General features: G+C 69.7%; 17 protein-coding genes. 4 read left to right on the forward strand and 13 right to left on the reverse strand.

The window, feature by feature from the left end; genetic code table 11:
• Positions 1-88 precede the first annotated feature (88 nt).
• Positions 89-817, reverse strand: a complete 729-nt coding sequence (locus OIE13_RS01640) for a CoA-transferase subunit beta (RefSeq protein WP_326646878.1) — start codon at positions 815-817, stop codon at positions 89-91.
• A gap of 41 nt (positions 818-858) precedes the next feature.
• On the reverse strand, positions 859-1659 hold the full coding sequence (locus OIE13_RS01645; protein ID WP_326643848.1) for a CoA transferase subunit A: 801 nt from the start codon (positions 1657-1659) through the stop codon (positions 859-861).
• Between the two features lie 71 nt (positions 1660-1730).
• On the opposite strand from OIE13_RS01645, the gene OIE13_RS01650 reads away from it, so the two are divergent.
• Positions 1731-3185 (forward strand): CynX/NimT family MFS transporter, encoded by a 1455-nt coding sequence (locus OIE13_RS01650; protein WP_326643846.1) that lies wholly within the window; start codon positions 1731-1733, stop codon positions 3183-3185.
• 28 nt (positions 3186-3213) lie between these two features.
• On the opposite strand, the gene OIE13_RS01655 is transcribed toward OIE13_RS01650, so the two are convergent.
• The 3 genes from OIE13_RS01655 to OIE13_RS01665 are packed head-to-tail and all read right to left on the reverse strand — an operon-like array spanning position 3214 to position 6220.
• On the reverse strand, positions 3214-4287 hold the full coding sequence (locus OIE13_RS01655) for a sensor histidine kinase (RefSeq protein ID WP_326643844.1): 1074 nt from the start codon (positions 4285-4287) through the stop codon (positions 3214-3216).
• Positions 4284-5798 carry a circadian clock protein KaiC gene (gene kaiC / locus OIE13_RS01660; RefSeq protein WP_326643842.1) on the reverse strand — a complete coding sequence of 505 codons (1515 nt, stop codon included), beginning with the start codon at positions 5796-5798 and terminating at the stop codon, positions 4284-4286. The genes OIE13_RS01655 and kaiC overlap by 4 nt, the downstream gene beginning before the upstream one ends.
• Positions 5795-6220, reverse strand: coding sequence for a circadian clock KaiB family protein (locus tag OIE13_RS01665; protein ID WP_326829438.1), 426 nt, complete (start codon positions 6218-6220; stop codon positions 5795-5797). The genes kaiC and OIE13_RS01665 overlap by 4 nt, the downstream gene beginning before the upstream one ends.
• Positions 6221-6504: 284 nt before the next feature.
• On the opposite strand from OIE13_RS01665, the gene OIE13_RS01670 reads away from it, so the two are divergent.
• From OIE13_RS01670 to OIE13_RS01680, 3 genes are all read left to right on the forward strand, one after another.
• Positions 6505-7158 (forward strand): response regulator transcription factor, encoded by a 654-nt coding sequence (locus OIE13_RS01670; RefSeq protein WP_326643838.1) that lies wholly within the window; start codon positions 6505-6507, stop codon positions 7156-7158.
• 186 nt (positions 7159-7344) lie between these two features.
• Positions 7345-8235 (forward strand): sensor histidine kinase, encoded by an 891-nt coding sequence (locus tag OIE13_RS01675; RefSeq protein WP_326643836.1) that lies wholly within the window; start codon positions 7345-7347, stop codon positions 8233-8235.
• 176 nt (positions 8236-8411) lie between these two features.
• On the forward strand, positions 8412-9509 hold the full coding sequence (locus OIE13_RS01680) for a glycerophosphodiester phosphodiesterase (RefSeq protein ID WP_326643834.1): 1098 nt from the start codon (positions 8412-8414) through the stop codon (positions 9507-9509).
• Here the strand turns inward: OIE13_RS01680 and OIE13_RS36525 are convergent.
• From OIE13_RS36525 to OIE13_RS01715, 8 genes are read right to left on the reverse strand one after another with little or no spacing between them, the layout of a single operon-like run.
• On the reverse strand, positions 9434-9868 hold the full coding sequence (locus tag OIE13_RS36525) for a cytidylyltransferase domain-containing protein (protein ID WP_442811650.1): 435 nt from the start codon (positions 9866-9868) through the stop codon (positions 9434-9436). The two genes, OIE13_RS01680 and OIE13_RS36525, sit on opposite strands and share 76 nt — an antisense overlap.
• A gap of 26 nt (positions 9869-9894) precedes the next feature.
• Positions 9895-10458 (reverse strand): NUDIX hydrolase, encoded by a 564-nt coding sequence (locus OIE13_RS01685; RefSeq protein ID WP_326643832.1) that lies wholly within the window; start codon positions 10456-10458, stop codon positions 9895-9897.
• Positions 10459-10463: 5 nt separating this feature from the next.
• Complete coding sequence (locus OIE13_RS01690; RefSeq protein ID WP_326643830.1) at positions 10464-11585, reverse strand: adenosylhomocysteinase; 1122 nt, start codon at positions 11583-11585, stop codon at positions 10464-10466.
• Complete coding sequence (locus OIE13_RS01695; RefSeq protein WP_326643829.1) at positions 11498-12646, reverse strand: NAD-dependent epimerase/dehydratase family protein; 1149 nt, start codon at positions 12644-12646, stop codon at positions 11498-11500. The genes OIE13_RS01690 and OIE13_RS01695 overlap by 88 nt, the downstream gene beginning before the upstream one ends.
• Positions 12647-12678: 32 nt before the next feature.
• Positions 12679-13518: a phosphotransferase gene (locus OIE13_RS01700; RefSeq protein WP_326643827.1), complete on the reverse strand. Its 840-nt coding sequence runs from the start codon at positions 13516-13518 to the stop codon at positions 12679-12681.
• Entirely contained in the window at positions 13515-14153 is a 639-nt protein-coding gene (locus OIE13_RS01705; RefSeq protein ID WP_326643825.1) for a histidine phosphatase family protein, read from the reverse strand. Before OIE13_RS01705 ends, OIE13_RS01700 begins: the two co-directional genes overlap by 4 nt.
• Positions 14150-14920 carry a phosphotransferase gene (locus OIE13_RS01710; protein ID WP_326643823.1) on the reverse strand — a complete coding sequence of 257 codons (771 nt, stop codon included), beginning with the start codon at positions 14918-14920 and terminating at the stop codon, positions 14150-14152. The genes OIE13_RS01705 and OIE13_RS01710 overlap by 4 nt, the downstream gene beginning before the upstream one ends.
• Entirely contained in the window at positions 14917-15759 is an 843-nt protein-coding gene (locus tag OIE13_RS01715) for a class I SAM-dependent methyltransferase (protein WP_326829439.1), read from the reverse strand. The genes OIE13_RS01710 and OIE13_RS01715 overlap by 4 nt, the downstream gene beginning before the upstream one ends.
• Positions 15760-15761: the final 2 nt, after the last annotated feature.

Below are 15761 nucleotides of genomic sequence, written 5' to 3' on the forward strand. Positions count from 1 at the left end.
CCGGGGACGGCGGCGAGTCCCACACCATCCTCGCCGCCCCGGGGGCGCGACCTACCCGGTGCCGCACGCCTCACGCGCGGCGCGTCCTTCACGGCTTCCCGCCGGTGAGAGTGCGGAGGGCGGCGAGCTCCTCGGGGGCCGGGGGCGCGGTCTCGCGGAGACCGGGAGCGGCGGCCAGCGCCCAGCCGGTGGCGGCGCGGGCCTCGTCGAGGGTGACGCCGGGGTGCAGGTGGGTGAGGACCAGCTCGCAGGTGTCCGGGTCGGGCTCCAGGATGCCCAGGTCGGTGATGATCGTGCGGGGGCCGCTGCCGCGCAGGCCGAGGCGCTCGCGGTCGCCGGGCCCCGAGCCGAAGCCCACGGAGGTCACGAAGTCCACCCGGTCGACGAACGTGCGGCGGCTCTGCCGCACGACCACCGTCACCTCGCGGCAGGAGGCGGCGATCTCGGGGGCCCCGCCCGCGCCGGGCAGCCGGACCTTCGGGTCGTCGTAGGGGCCGATCACCGTCGTGTTGATGTTGGCGAACCGGTCGATCTGGGCGGCGCCTAGGAATCCGACGTCGATCCGGCCCGGCTGGAGCCAGTAGTTGAAGATCTCCGGCACGCTGACGACGGCGTCGGCGGTGTCGGCCAGCGCGCCGTCCCCGATCGACAGGGGCGGCCGGTCGGGTTTGGCGCCGATGGTGCCGGACTCGTAGATGAGGACCAGGCCGGGGGCGTGCGTACGGCGGGCGAGGTTGGCGGCGACGCTGGGCAGGCCGATGCCGACGAAGCATGAGCCGCCGTCCCGCAGCCGCCGGGCCGCGGCCACGGTCATCATCTCGTCGGAGGTGTAGCCGGTGCTGTGGGAGGGGGCGGTCGTCAAAGCACGTGCTCTCTCATCCAGGCCGCGAAGGTCTCCCGGTCGCGGCTGATCTCGTCCCAGGCGAGGTAGAAGTCGTTGTCGCGGCTGGAGTACCCGGCGCTGTAGGAGGGGTGGGAACCGCCGGGGGCCTCGGAGACGTGAGTGATCGCCCAGCCGGGCAGCACGATCGCGCCGGGGCGCGGCTCCAGCTCGTCGACGAGCTCCTCCACGGTGACCAGCGAGCGGCGGGCGGCCAGGACCGCCTCCTTCTGCACGCCGGTGATGCCCCAGAGCTGCACGTTGCCCCGCCGGTCGGCGCGCTGCGCGTGGATCACCGCGACGTCCGGGTTGATCGCCGGGACCGCGGTCAGCTCCTCGCCGGTGAACGGGCAGGTGATCGGCCTGATGTCGGCGGTCCTGCCTGGCAGGTCGGTGCCCCGGTAGCCGCGCAGCACCGCGAAGGGCAGTCCCGAGGCTCCGGCGACATAGGCATTGGCGATGCCGGCGTGGCTGTGCTCCTCGATCTCCAGGGGACCCGGCCAGTGGTTCTGCACCGCGTCGCGGAAGCGGTGCAGCGAGCCCACCCCGGGGTTGCCGCCCCAGGAGAAGACCAGTCTGCCGGCGCACCCCATCCCGATCATCTGGTCGTAGATCAGGTCGGGGGTCATCCTGATCAGGGTGAGATCGCGGCGTCTCTGCCGGATGATCTCGTGCCCGGCCGCGTAGGGGATGAGGTGGGTGAAACCCTCCATCGCCACGCTGTCGCCGTCGTGTACGAGCTCGGTCACCGCCTCGGCGAGCGGAACCACCGTGGCCATCGCGCCCCTTTCGCGGCTGTTCGATATGCGAACGACTGTTCTTTGGGTGAACATACTGACTCTTCGTTCGGATGGTCAACCCGGCGGCCGGCGTGGACGCCACCCCCATCCGCCTCGGCAAGTCCACGAGGTTCTTCGACCGCACGCCGGCGGCCGAGCTGTGGACGGCCCTGGGCCAGACCGGCTGGGGGCGCCCGGCCCGGCCATCGCCTGCTGCGCGGCGGTGCCGGTCGGGAGGCATGCCCCCTTCTCACAGGCCACCGAACGGGCTGTGGGAAGGTTGGCCAATAGTCGAGCGGGGGGTCGGTGTGTCGCGGGTGTCGCGGGTGGTGCTCATCGCGGGCTTCGTGCTCGCCTCGCTCAACCTGCGGCCCGCGCTGGCGGGCGTCTCCCCGGTGCTGGACGAGATCATGGGCGACCTCGGGCTGAGCGCCGCCGGGGGAGGAGCGATCACCACGGTCATGGTGGTCTGCCTGGGCGTGCTGGGCCCGCTCGCCCCGCTGCTCGCCCGCCGTTTCGGCCTGGACCGCACGCTCATGGCCGGGCTGCTGATCCTGGCCGTCGGGGTGGCGCTGCGCAGCGCGGGAAGCGTCCCCGCGCTCTACGCGGGAGCGGCCGTCGCCGGCACGGCCATCGCCGTCATGAACGTCACGATGCCCGGCGTGGTCAAGCAGCACTTCCCGGCGCGGGTCGGCCTGTTCACCGGGGTCTATGTCTCCGGCCTGGTGCTGGGCGCCGCCGCGGCCTCCGGGCTGGTGGTCCCGCTGGAGCGTGCCACCGGATACGGCTGGCGCGAGGTGACCGCGATGGCCGCGCTCCCGGCGCTGGCCGCCGCAGTGCTCTGGCTGCCCCAGGCACTGCGCCGCCCCGCCCGCTCCGAGGTCGCGCCCAGACCGTTCGCGCCGCTGCTCCGCACCCGGATGACCTGGTACGTCACCGCCTACATGGGCCTGCAGTCGCTGACCTTCTACGTCATGCTGGCCTGGCTGCCGACGATCTTCAAGGACGCGGGGCTCCCCGCCGACCAGGCCGGATACCTGCTCGGCCTCACCAACCTGGCCCAGGTGGCGGCCACCTTCACGGTCCCGATCCTCGCCGGGCGCGCGCGGTCGCAGGTGCCGTACGTCACCGCCGCGACCCTCCTCACGGTGGCCGGATACCTCGGCGTGCTGTTCGCCCCGGCCACCCTCCCGTGGCTCTGGATGATCGTCCTCGGGGTGGGGCAGGGCGCCTCGATCGCGCTGGCCCTGCTCATCATCGCGCTCCGCGCCCCCGATCCGGTCTCGGTGACCGCGCTCTCGGCCGTCGCCCAGTCCGTCGGGTACGTACTGGCCGCGCTCGGGCCGCTCCTGGTCGGTGCGCTCTACCAGTTCTCCGGCGGCTGGACGCTGCCGCTGCTGGCCGGGCTCGGCGCCTGCGGCCTGCAACTGGCGGCCGGGTTCCCAGCGGGGCGACCGGTCCCGCAGGCCGATACGGGCGCCCCGCCGGGAACCCGGCCGGACGAGGACTCCCCCTCCCCGGCCTGACCCGTCGCCACCCTGGGATCGGCGGAGCTCAGGACATCGGCTCTCGTCGCAGACGCAGGCAGAAGCAGGCGCCCCCGTCCTTGCCGGGTTCGTACCAGGCGTCGCCGCCGTTGCCCTGGGCGAGGCTGCGGACGATCCAGAGTCCCAGCCCCGTTCCCTCTGTCCTCTGCTCAACCCCCGGCTCACGGCTGAAGCGCTCGAACAGCCGGGGCACGAAATCCTCCGGTACGCCCGACCCCCGGTCACACACCCGGACCTGGACCCAGCCGGGCCGCCCGAACGCGGACACCTCGATCGGCGGGCGCCCGTAGGCGAAGGCGTTCTCCAGGTAGTTCTCCAGCATCGCCGAGAACTCCTTGCGATCGACCATGGCCACCAGTTCGGGACTGCAGGACAGGTGCACCTCCTGGGATCGCCCGTCCAACTCGCCCAGCCGTTCGAGGATGAATTCGAGCACGGGGACGCTTTCCAGGGAGGCGGACGCGCCCTTCGCATCGATCGTCGACGCGGCGAGGAGCTTCCGGACCAGCCCCTGGAGGCGGGCCGTACGGTCGGCGATGCGGTCGACGATCTCGGCCCTCTGCTCCTCGGCCAGCGCGACCAGGCGGTCACGCAGCACGTCCACCAGCACGCTGATCGTCGCAAGCGGATTGTGGAGCTCGTGAGCCGCGATCGCCACGGCGACGTTCTGGCGTTCCAGGGCCGCTTCCATCTCTCGCTCGTCGTGCCTCTGGCGTGTGACGTCGCGGAATGTCGCCACGTAGAGGCGCTCGCCCTCCAGGGTCGTGGCGGTGATCCGCATCTCGACCACCCGCCTGCCCCCGCCGGGCAGTATCAGGTCGATCCCGGTCGCCGCGCCGACGACGAGGGGGAAGCCGAACAGGGTGCCGATGAGTTCCTCCGCCGGGCGGGCGAAGAGTTCCGCGGCGGCCGGGTTGCAGAGCCGGATGACGCCCTGCTCGTCGACCGCGATGATCCCGTCCGCCGAGGCCGACACGATCACCTGGTTGATGTTGCCCGGAGATCCCGCGTCGTCGGGCCGCCTCGGCCCGGAGCCCACGGCGGGCCTTCCCTCGGCTGAGGGATCCCCTTCGATCCTCACTCCGACGGTCCTTCTGTCCCCTCGGATCCGGGTGCCCACAGGGTCGCGGGGCTGATGTCCCCGGCGAGGATCTGGGAGACGCCCCGCAAAGGCTCACCAATGTGCATGCCGGTACCGTCGATCGTCACCTCGCGAATGCCTTGGTCGTGGGCGGAACCCCGCGTCTGGAGTACGGCGATCGCACGCTGGATCTCCCCGACGCGCTCGACGTACTGGAGCAGGACCCAGACATCGGTGAAGCCGGCGATCTCCGCGGTCGTCGGGGTGCCCGTTGCCATGAGCCGTCCCGTGGGTCTCGCGGTGAGAAGCGTCGTGATCTCGCTCTGGCGGAGGACCGCTCCCAGCGCGATGACGAAGTCGAGCAGGGCCCGTGGCGTGACGACGCGTTCGAGCGCGGACAGCGTGTCGATGACCAGCCGACGGGGCCCGAACTCCTCGATGGCCCGCCTGAGCTGGAGAAAGTGATCCTCTGGCGACGCCACCTCCGGGTAGTCGGCGATGACCCGGAGCAGACCCGATGCCTGCATGGATCTGATGTCCAGGCCCCAGCCGTCGGCGTTGCGGAAGAGCTGCTCACGGGTCTCGTCGAAGGTGCAGAACAGGCTGCGCTCGCCCGCCTCGAACGCGCTGGCGGCGAAACGCAGACCCGCCAGCGTCTTGCCCGTGCCGGTCGGGCCGGACATCAGGACGATCGCGTCCCGGTAGAAGCCGCCGCCGCACATCTCGTCCAGCTCGGCGTTGCCCGACGAGACACGGTCCGGTGACGCGCGGCCGGAGGACACCAGGAACGCGAGGGGGACGACCACGATCCCGTCCCGCGGGTCGACGGTGAAGAGCCATTCCCCGGAACGGTGCGGGGCGCCGCGGAACTTGACGATCTCGACGGTACGGCTCCGCCGCCCCTGCCGCAGGACGTTGCGCAGGATGATGACGTTGTCCAGCACGAACTGTTCGACCCCGTAGCGGGTCACGCCGTCATACTCCGCGGGCCGCTCCGCGGTGAGCACCGAGGTCACCCCGAGCGTTTCGAGGACGGCGGCGATCCGGACCAGCTCGTGGCGGATGGTCTCGACGCCGGTGAAGCGGGTGAAGATCGCGCCGAGTGAGTCGAGCGCGACACGGCGGGCTCCGGTCTGGCGGACCGCGTGCTGGATGCGGGCCACCAGCGCGCCGAGGTCGTAGGACCCGACGGTCGGAGCCTCCTCGCCGATGCCCGTTGACGCGTCGACGAACGCCCACTTCCCCTCGTCCTCCCACTGCTCGATGGGGAAGCCCAGCGAGGCCGCGTTACGCCGGATATGGCTGGATGTCTCCTCGAAGGTGACGAACACCCCCGGCTCGTTGAAGCGCATGATCCCGCGAGCGAGGAATTCGACGGCGAACAGCGTCTTACCGCTGCCGGTCGTGCCGCTCACGAGCGTGGACCGGTTGGCGGGCAGCCCGCCCAGGGCGACATGGTCGAAGCCGTTGATCCCCGTGGGCATCCGCTCGATCGTTCCGCCGCCGCTCATCGCCGCGGCCTTTCCGGGGGCGGTTCCTCCAGGACCGGGAGGCCGAGGGCGACGGCGGCGCGGTTGTGATCGGACAGGTCCCCGATTACCCGTAGCTGCGGTGACGGCGCGAGTCTGATCACCGTCGGAGTGGCCAGGATCCGTCCCTCCTCCGCCAGGTCGGGCCGTTCGGCGGCGTCGACGACCTCGACCTCGTAGGTGCCGGACAGGCGGGCGTCGCAGAGGAACCGCAGGTTCACCTCCGCCGCCTTGGACCGTTCCGTGTTCCCGGCCACATACAGCCTGAACGAGTAGATGGTCACCTGGGAACTCGTCTCCAGCCTGCGCGGATCCCAAACGGGCCCCGCGGGATATGCCGCCGCCCGTGCCCTCTCGGGGGTGAGGAGAGGCCGGGGCACGTACCCGGTACCTCGAATGCTCATGAGTCCCAGCGGTCACACCCGCCGCACGGAGACCCCGTGACCTCCTCCAGCGGGCCTTGCCCGTCGCCCCGCGCCGCGAGTAGCGTCGTGAGCAGGGCCTTTTAACGCCGTTCGGCCTGTTCCCGACCCCTGACTCGCCCGCGAGGCCATGGGCCCGGGTTCGGTCATGATCGGCGAACCGTAGGGCGGCGGGGGCCACCCACGAGCCGGGAGGCGTTCGCGGTCCAAGTGAGCGGTCCAAGTGAGCAGTCCGAGTGAGCGGTCCAAGTGAGCAGGAGCATCCGTTGACCCGAGTCCTCGTGGTGGAGGACCAGCGGGCGCTTGCCGGTGCTCTTGAGATCGCGATCGACGCCCAGCCGGATCTGGACTGTGTGGGAGCCGCTGGAACGGTTGAGGATGCCGTACGCCTCATGAAGGCGCACCACCCCGACGTCGTGCTCATGGACATCCACCTGCCCGACGTCGACGGAATCGAGGGCACGAGGCGGATCAAGGCGGCCTACCCGGAGACCCGCGTCCTCGTTCTGACGGGAGACGCCACTCCTGATCTCTTCACGGCCGCCGCGGCGGTGGGCGCCGCCGGATTCCTCGCCAAGGACACGACGTTCCCGGCCATCCTCAGAGTGATCCGGGCTTCGGTCGACGAGAAGATCATCATGGTTGAGGGCGAGACGCTCGGAGTGCTGCTGCGGAACCCCCCACCCGACACGCCGCCCCGCGACGGTCGTGAGAACCGGGCGGGGCTCACCGCACGCGAACTGGAGGTCCTCGGGCTGATGGGGGAGGGGCTCGATCCCCGAGCGATCGCCGAACAGCTCGTCGTGAGCCTGCACACCGCCCGCGGCCACGTCAAGAACGTCATGGCGAAGCTGGGCGTGCACAGTCAGCTTGAGGCGGTCGTCGTGGCCACCCGGACGGGTCTCCTGCCAGGCCGGTAGGCGTACGGCCGAGCCTCGGGGGCGGCCCGAGGCGCAGGCGTCCCGTCCGGCCGAGGTCGCCGATCCGGCCCATCTGGGGGTGGTCATCGGACCACCTGGGGGTGGCGGGTCCGCCGGTCGTCCTCCTAGCGTGGTGACCACGCACCGCACACTGCCAAGGCTTGGTGGCGGGAAGGAAAAATTGACATGAGGGATACGGTCGGTCTGTGTGACTATGTCGATGATTTCGACACGTCTTCGGACCTCGGGCACGGGTGCCACAAGACTCCCGGGCACTCCGACGGTGTCGAGGTCGTCCAGACCGTCGCCCGCACGCTGAAACGCCTCGGGCAGGCGCTGCAGCAGCAGCGCCGGTTCGCCTCCGACGCCTCGCACGAGCTGCGCGGCCCTGTCGCCGCGCTGCGCGTGGAGCTGGAGGAGGCTCAACTGCATCCCGGCGATCACGACCTGGGGGAGGTGCTCGGGCGCGCACTGAGCGACGTCGATCGGCTTGAGGCGATCATCGCCGACCTGCTCGCGCTCTCCAGGGCCGGGGAGAACGCGCCGATCGAGTGGGAGCCGGTGGACCTGGCACAGCTGGTCCGGACGGAGGTCTTCCGGCGGGCGGACCGGTTCGATGTCCAGCTGCGGCTCGCACCCGGGGTGAACGTCAACACGGTCCGTCTCCAGCTCGCCCGGGTGCTCACCAACCTGCTGGACAACGCCCAGAGGCACGCGGAACGAGTGGTGCGGGTCGAGGTCACCCGTAACGCGCACACCGCGGAACTGGCGGTCTCCGACGACGGAGCGGGCATCGCCGAGGCCGACCGGGAACGGATCTTCGAACGGTTCACCCGGCTGGACGCGGCCCGCAGCCGCGACCGCGGCGGCACCGGCCTTGGCCTGGCGATCGCCCGTGAGATCGCCGAGGGCCATCGGGGGACCCTCCAGGCCGAGGACTCACCCATCGGCGGCGCGTGTTTCGTGCTGCGGCTCCCGCTCACCGACCCCTCTGGACTCCCGTTCCACGACTCGGCCCCGGGGCAGGCACGAGGGGATGGCGCCTTCGGATGTCACATGCTGGGCAACCCCAGGTGACCTTTGCCTACATAGAGATCAGGCCACCAAGCCAATCATGGCGGGCTTCAGGAGGATCGCCAGGCCGGTGCCCCAGGCACCCGAGGCCGTCGTCTTTGTGACTCGCTGTCCTTGTGGCTGACTTCCTTTGCGAGTCGTTGTCCCGCTGGTCATCCGGTCCTTCTACGGTCCTGAACATGATCCGTAGGTTTCAGGTCGCGGTGCTGGCGGTCCTCGCGACCGGTACCGTCGCCTTCGTGTCGCCACAATCCGAACCCGCGATCGCAGAGCCCCGCGGCCGCGACCCCATCGTCATCGGCCACCGTGGTGCCAGTGCCCACCGGCCCGAGCACACCCTGCTCTCGTACGAGGCCGCCATCGCGCTCGGCGCCGACTACATCGAGCCCGACCTGGTCTCGACCAAGGACCACGTGCTGGTCGCCAGGCACGAGAACGAGATCGGCGGCACCACGGACGTCGAGAACCATCCCGAGTTCGCGGACCGCCGCACCACCAAGACCATCAACGGTAGGTCGATCACCGGCTGGTTCACCGAGGATTTCACGCTCGCCGAGCTGAAGACCCTCAGGGCCGAGGAGCGCATCCCCGACCTGCGACCGGGGAACACTGTCTTCAACGGCCTCGCGGAGATCCCCACCTTCGACGAGGTGGTCGCGCTGGCGCGGCGGCACGGGGTCGGGGTCTACCCGGAGACCAAGAGCCCGAGCTACTTCGGCTCCATCGGCCTCTCCCTGGAGGGGCCGCTGCTGGAGGTGCTCGGCAGACACGGCTGGAGCGGGAGCGGCGCCCCGGTCTTCATCCAGTCCTTCGAGACGGCCAACCTGCGCGAGCTGAGCAAGCGGACCGAGCTGCCGCTGATCCAGCTGATCACCGCCGGCGGCGCCCCGTACGACTGGATCGCGGCCGGAGACCCGCGCACCTACGACACCATGGTCACCCCCGCGGGGCTGCGTGAGGTGGCCGGTTACGCGGACGGCGTCGGCGTCGACACCCGGCGGATCGTGCCGGCGGGACCCGACGGCCGCCTCCTGCCGCCCACCACGTTCATCCGGGACGCCCACGAGGCGGGACTGAAGGTGCACGCCTGGACCGTCAGGAACGAGAACTCACACCTTCCGCTGGACTTCCGGCTGGGCAACCCGGCCAGCCCGGCCTTCCCCCGGGCCACCGGCGACGTGATGGGCTGGCTGGAAAGGCTCTACCGGCTCGGCCTGGACGGCGTCTTCGCCGACGACCCGGGCATGGCCAGAGCGGTGCGGGCACGGGTGTTCTGACCTGCTGGGTTCGGTGACCGTCCAGGTCCGAGAGCCGTGCGGACTGCCACCGTCGCACGGGGGTTTCGCGACGGCGAGACCCCTGCGCTCTCTCCAGAACCGCGATCAGTGCCGGTGAGGTGATTTCCGGTCAGTAGGCAGGCCATACCGAGCCGACAGCACTCTTCTTGAATGCGCGCGTCATCGGTGGCGATGAACGTTTCCGCGATGTTTTCGGCCTGCTGGCAGCGCCGGTAGACGTGCCACATCAGGGGCTTGTCTCCCAGGAGTGCGAGCGGCTTGCCGGGGAACCGGGTCGAGCCGTACCGGCAGGGGATCACGGCGACATGGTGCGGGGTGGTGCCTCCCGATGAGGGCATAGGTACGGCTCCTGAAGGAAGAAGGTCTACGAGGACAGGAGCATCGCGAGCTTCGCCGCGAGACTGGGGGAGGAACAGGTGGCGAGCTTCAACCAGCGGTAGCCGCCGACCTCCTCGGGCTGCAGGGTGATGTCGACATCGCGCCGGCCGGTAGTCCGGAACGCGAAGCGGAAGTCGAAGTGCGGGTGCTCAGGTTCGGCTTTGGCAGGGTTGGCGGGGATGGTGTGGATGTCGATGTCCAGCGGCGTCCCGTCCATGGCGAGGTCACGGCTGACCGCGTCTGTGGGGATGCCGGTTTCTTCGGTGAGTTCACGGAGTGCCGCGGCAGGGAGGTCGGCATCGGCGCTTTCCAGGTGGCCGCCGGGTAGGAGAAGCCGGTCCAGGGCGTTGTGGTGGATGTGCAGGACCTGCCCGCACTGGTCGATGAGTACAGCGCTGCAGGTCACGTGGCCGGTGAAGGTGCCCCGGTTGGCAAGGTGACCGGGTGCGGTCAGAGCTTCGGTCAGTGGGATGAGAGCTCCGCGCTCGTCCGGGTGGCGTGCGAGATAGGCGTCGAGAGCGGCGCGGATGTGGTCATGGCTGATGGACACGCGGGTCACCTCTTGAAGTAGTCGAGCCAGATCTCCGCGATGACCTGACGCGCATCGGTGGTGAGTTCATACAGGCCGGGGGCATGGTCGTCACTGGTCAGGAGTGCGGTGACGGCGAGTATCTCGGCCTGCACGAGGTGGATGTAGGGGCCGACCGTCGCGCCGTGCAGGAAGTTGACGGCGTTGCCATCGGCCAGGACGTAGAAGTAGTGGCCGGTGGTGGAGTACCGGGTGAGATGGGGGCCGACCTCGACGCGACGGTAGAGAGGCGTGAGGGCGGTCAGTTCGAGTTCGTCCTCGGAAGAGGTGACCGAGGCGATGTAGGCGCCGTTCGGAAGCGCGGTGAAGTCCTCGTGCCTCAGGGCGAGGTTTCCGGTGGCGCACACGATGAGCCCGCACCCGCGGACGGCCTCGGCGCGGGTGACCGGGACGTGGAAGCCGTGGGAGCGGGCCTGGACCCGCTTGACCGGGTCGCCGTCGTAGACGGTGACCCGGACGTTCTTGGCGTGGAGCATCCGGGCGATGGAGCCGCCCAGCTTGCCGTACCCGATGACGCAGGCGTCGAGGCTGCCGAGGATGTCGCCGCGGGAGCGGATCAGGGCCTCGGTGGAGAACACGATCGAGTGGCCGACCAGATGGTCTTCAGGCTCCTTGAGCGGAGAACGGGCCACCGAGTAGACGGGGCAGGGCAGTTTTTCGAGTGCAAGGTAGCGCTGCAAACCGTTTTCCGTGTCTTCGACGACACCGCGGATCCTGCCGGAGAACTGCGCGCAGACCGCTTCCAGGCCGACGGCGAAGTAGCCGCCGATGTCGAGCAGCAGCAGGTCCTGACCTGCGGCGGTCTCCTCCAGGTAGTTCAGCGCGGTGACGGGATCAGCGAATCGGGTCCGACTGAGCGAATCGAGCGTGAAGTGCTTGCGGGCCTCGGCCGCGGCCGACTCGAAGATGGACCTGGGCTTGGGCAGAACGGCCGCGACGCGGGTCAACCGGGCCATCGCGTGAAGGAAGGCCGGACGTTCAGCGAGCAGGTGCGTAATGATCACGGAGGAGACCGGCTCGGGGTCGGGGAAGCGCTCGGTGACGCGCCGGAAGAAGGCGTCCAACCGGGCTTTCTCGAAGCTTTCCACAAGGAATTCCCTTGGTAGTCGGGCGGCATGTGTTCAGACGGCGGCGTGCTGATGGGAGGCGAGCCAGTCCAGTTGCGCGGCCATGCCGTGGCCAGGTCGACGCGGGGGTGCCAACCCAGCAGACGTCGCGCGGTACGGGGGTCGGCGTGCGTGGCGGGGACGTCACCGTAGCGGGTGCTGGCCATCTCGACCAGGACCGGCTCCCCGGTGAGCCGACGAGCGATGTCGATGACCTCGTTCAGGGAGGTGGTAGTGCCCCCGCCAACGTTGATCACGTCGTTTCCGGCAGGGGCCGTTGCGGCGGCGATGGTCGCGGCGACGACGTCGGTGACGTAGGTGAAGTCACGGCGCTGGTTGCCGTCGCCGAAAAGCCCGACGCCCCGACCCTCCAGGGCCGCGGTGAGGACGCGGTGGATGAACATGTCCTCGCGCTGGCGCGGTCCGAAGACGGTGAAGTAGCGCAACGCCACGACGCTGGTGGCGCAGTCGGGACGGGCGGCGTGCGCCAGGCAGAGTTGTTCCTCGGCGAGTTTGGTGACCGCGTACGGTGAGGCGGGTCGTGGATGATCGGTCTCCTTGCTCGGAGTGCCGTCGGTCGCTCCGTAGACGCTGGAGGAGGAGGCGACGACGAACCGCGGGACACGGAGCCGGGTGGCGGCTTCCATGATCCGCTGGGTGGCGAGGATGTTGCAGGCGACGTAGTCGCCGAACTGCGGCCCCCAGGAGGGCCGCACGCCGGGGATGCCGGCGAGGTGGAACACCGCGTCCGCGTCGAGCAGAAGAGGTTCGACGGCGCAGGTGAGCAGGTCCGCGGTGATGGAGATGAATCCCGGCTGGTCGTTCAGGGCGGCCAGGTTCGCGGCGGCGATGTGGTCGGCTCCGGCATTGCGGCGATCCACCCCGATCACGGTCATGCCGTACTGGAGCAGGGCCAGTGCCAGGTGGGAGCCGATGAATCCGGCGGTGCCGGTGACGACGGCTCGGCGCGGCGTTCCCAGGGATGCGCCGGAACGCGATGTTCCCAGGCGTTCGCCGGAAAGGGAGGACGGGGCCTCAGGCATGAGGAAGGTCTCCTGCTGGATGGATGACGTGGTCAGATGAGCTGGTCGAGCAGCGTGCGGCCATGTACGGCAAGCTGGGGGTTGCCGCTCTCGCGTCCGCGGACCAGCGCGGTGAGCGCCTCGATGACGCCGAACCGGATGAGAAGGTCGCGCTCGGTCTCGTCCGGTGGCCGACCGTAGCCGTCGAAGAACGTCTGGCGGAGGTAGGGGTTAAACCGCCAGTGGCGGTGTTCCAGCCGGGCGAAGTCCCGGACGCGGGCATCGAGCCGCGCGTGCTCGAAGTCGAGCACGCGCACGACCCCGTCCGGGCCGACGAGCCAGTTCCTGGGCTGGTAGTCCAGGTGACAGATCGCGCCCTCCATGGCCGTGACGGCCAGGGCATCGGCGTGGGCGAGCAGCGTGCGCCACTCGGGCGCGCTAATCAGACCGGCGGCGTGCGCCCGGCCAACCCACCAGCGGGTCCGCTCTGCCAGATAGACGGGGACGCTGTCTCCGGACTCCGTTGGCCCGACCTGGTGAAGTGCCCAGAGAGTGGCACCGGCGGAGTGATGGGCATCCCGCTCAGCGGACGAGCCGGGCGGGAGGTCGACGGCGCTCTGCCCGGAGAGCAGGGTCAGCAGGAGAGAGCGGGTGACTGGATCCGCCGCGACCATTTTCGGGGCACGGTCACCCAGGTGAGGGACCACGGTGATGTAGGCGTGTGCCTCCTGCCGGAAGCGACCGGCGTCAGTGTGCCGCTTGACCACATGGAGGACGTCACGGGCGTCGACGAGCGCCAGCAGGTGTGGTGGCAGCCCGGGCATGGGCACGGGACTGACCGGGCCGAGGGCCTGGCGGGCGAAGGTGAGGCGCGGGTCCTCGACAGCGATCACAGCGCCACCAGGTGTGCGGTGTCGTTGTGGCGGTCGAGCATCCAACGGCGTCGGCCTAGCCTGTTGAGATGGAGCTGCCAACAGGTCAGCGATCCGTGGTCGACGGTGAACCCGGCCTCGGCCCTGGGAGGGAGGCCGAGCAGGAGGGTATGTGCGGCGAGTACGGTCTCACCGTGCGCGGCGAACAGGACGCGCTCACCGTCGTGGCGTTCGACCAGGCTGGCCAGGAACGCTCCGGCCCGCCGCAGGTAGCCGTTCCATGTATCGGATCCGATGGCCCATGGCCGGTCGGGATGGGCATGCGGACCTCCGCCGAAGCCGGTCTTCACCTCGTGCCAGGGCTGGCCGTCGGCGTCCCCGTGGATCGGCCCGTCCAGGCCGGGCTCGATGATCAGCGGCAGGTTCAGGGCCGCGGCGTAGATCTCTCCGGTCTGACGGAGCCGGAGCCGGGTCCCGGCGTAGAGCGCGGTGATGGGCGCGTCGAGGTGCTCGGTGGCGATCCGCCGCACGGCCAGAGTCGCCTGGCGCCGCCCCAGCTCGGTCAGACCGGTGCAGGTGCGCGGGCCACCAACCAGACCCGCGACGTTACAACGGGCCTGCCCGTGCCGGGTGAAAACCAGCTCGGTGACGATCATGCGTGTCCTTCCTGTTCGATGACGAGACGCACCTGCGGCCAGGAGTGCCGGTAACCACCTCGTCCCAGGTAGGGAGCGGTGAGGATGCGGTGCAGCTCGGCGTGGCCGAGGAGCTGCGTCATGCTGGTGCCTCCCAGCCGGGCGTCATGTCTGGTTGCTGCCTGGTTGTAGCCAGCGAGCGCATGCTGGATGGCCGTTAGCTGGAGCGGGCCGTACGTCATGGCCAGGGTGACGACGAGCTTGGCGAGGTCATAGCCGAACGGGGCGAGGGTGAGGTCGTCGACGTCGACGATGATCGGGATGCCTTGCTCGGTGATGAGGATGTTGCGCGGGTTGGTGTCCTTGTAGAACGCCGCCGGTCCGATGGCGACGGCGTGCAGGAGCCTTTTCGCGGCGGTCAGGTCTTCGTCGTCAGCCAGATGATGAGTACGGCGCCGGGCGTCGAGCGCGGCGAGGCGGGGAGCGAGGAAGTCCGCCATCGTGTGGCCTGCGGGTAGCGGGTGAGGAACGCCCTGGTGTGCTCGGTGCAGGTCACTCACCCAGGCGGCCCCGTGCGCGTCTCCCAGAAGGGCTGCGAGCATCGGCAGGTCCCGCACACCCGGGTGACGGCCGTGAATATAGGTGAAGTCGATTGACGTCATTCCGACCGCTTCGATACCGGGTTGCCGGAACGGCAGGGCGTGCTCGGCCAACCAGGCATGATGCCGTACCGCCTGCGCGCACTCCTCCTGGGCGCCGTAAACCTTGGTGAAGACCGGCAGGTTCATCGCTCACCTCCCGGCTTCCGGGCCAGCAGGTAGGTGACGACCGAGGTGGTGCTCACTGGCTCGTCCGGCAGGCGGGTGCGCAGCGCGGAGGCGATGGCAGTGGGGTCGCCACGCAACTCTGCAGGAAGTTGGTACTTCGGGCTGGTGGCCAGGTATTCGGCGACGTGACCCAGGTTGGTGAAGGTGAAGCCGTGCTCTTCGTGTTCGAAGTGCTCGATGGGCAGCACCGGTTCGGTCAGGTCAGCCAGGTTGCCGCTGTGTGCCGCCGCGTACAGGCTTTCCCGGTACGACGCGTCTGGATCGAGCCCGGCATCGGCGACGAGGATGTCCAGGTCGTGGTAGCTGTCAGCGGACTTGGTGACCAGGATGGCGATGCCGCCCGAAGTGAGAGCGCGGGCGATCTCCGCGATCACCGCCTCCGGCCGGGGTGCGTGGTAGAGGCAGAACGCGGCGACGGCCACGGTGCACGCGCCGGTCGGTACGGGCAGGTGACGGAAGTCCGCCTGGACGAAGGACACCGCGCTGTCCGTGACGCCGAGGCGGGCGCGGGCGTCGTCGAGCATCGCTGCTGAGGCGTCGATACCAATGAGCCGTCTCGGTCGTAGGCGCTCGGCCAGGACGCGGCTGCTGGTCCCGCGCCCGCATCCGACGTCGATCACCAGCGGCACCTCGGGGGCAGGTAGATGCGCGGTGGCCAGGTCGGCAATGACCTCGGCGACCGCCCGGCCCCAGGTCTTGGCACGGTGCAGGGCCGAGGTGCGAGCGGCCAGCCGGGAGGCGTTCCGATACAGCTCCTCTTGCGCTGTCGCATCGAGAAAGGGGTTGGTGGAGGCGGTCACCG

Source organism: Streptosporangium sp. NBC_01810 (assembly GCF_035917355.1).
GTDB lineage: Bacteria > Actinomycetota > Actinomycetes > Streptosporangiales > Streptosporangiaceae > Streptosporangium.

Excerpts from the sequence above, each read along its gene's own strand:
- OIE13_RS01640 (WP_326646878.1), bottom strand. The coding sequence starts at position 817 with ATGATGACCGTGGCCGCGGCCCGGCGGCTGCGGGACGGCGGCTCATGC.
- OIE13_RS01645 (WP_326643848.1), bottom strand. The coding sequence starts at position 1,659 with ATGGCCACGGTGGTTCCGCTCGCCGAGGCGGTGACCGAGCTCGTACAC.
- OIE13_RS01650 (WP_326643846.1), top strand. The coding sequence starts at position 1,731 with ATGGTCAACCCGGCGGCCGGCGTGGACGCCACCCCCATCCGCCTCGGC.
- kaiC (WP_326643842.1), bottom strand. The coding sequence starts at position 5,798 with ATGAGCGGCGGCGGAACGATCGAGCGGATGCCCACGGGGATCAACGGC.
- OIE13_RS01665 (WP_326829438.1), bottom strand. The coding sequence starts at position 6,220 with ATGAGCATTCGAGGTACCGGGTACGTGCCCCGGCCTCTCCTCACCCCC.
- OIE13_RS01675 (WP_326643836.1), top strand. The coding sequence starts at position 7,345 with ATGAGGGATACGGTCGGTCTGTGTGACTATGTCGATGATTTCGACACG.
- OIE13_RS01680 (WP_326643834.1), top strand. The coding sequence starts at position 8,412 with ATGATCCGTAGGTTTCAGGTCGCGGTGCTGGCGGTCCTCGCGACCGGT.
- OIE13_RS36525 (WP_442811650.1), bottom strand. The coding sequence starts at position 9,868 with ATGCCCTCATCGGGAGGCACCACCCCGCACCATGTCGCCGTGATCCCC.
- OIE13_RS01695 (WP_326643829.1), bottom strand. The coding sequence starts at position 12,646 with ATGCCTGAGGCCCCGTCCTCCCTTTCCGGCGAACGCCTGGGAACATCG.
- OIE13_RS01705 (WP_326643825.1), bottom strand. The coding sequence starts at position 14,153 with ATGATCGTCACCGAGCTGGTTTTCACCCGGCACGGGCAGGCCCGTTGT.
- OIE13_RS01710 (WP_326643823.1), bottom strand. The coding sequence starts at position 14,920 with ATGAACCTGCCGGTCTTCACCAAGGTTTACGGCGCCCAGGAGGAGTGC.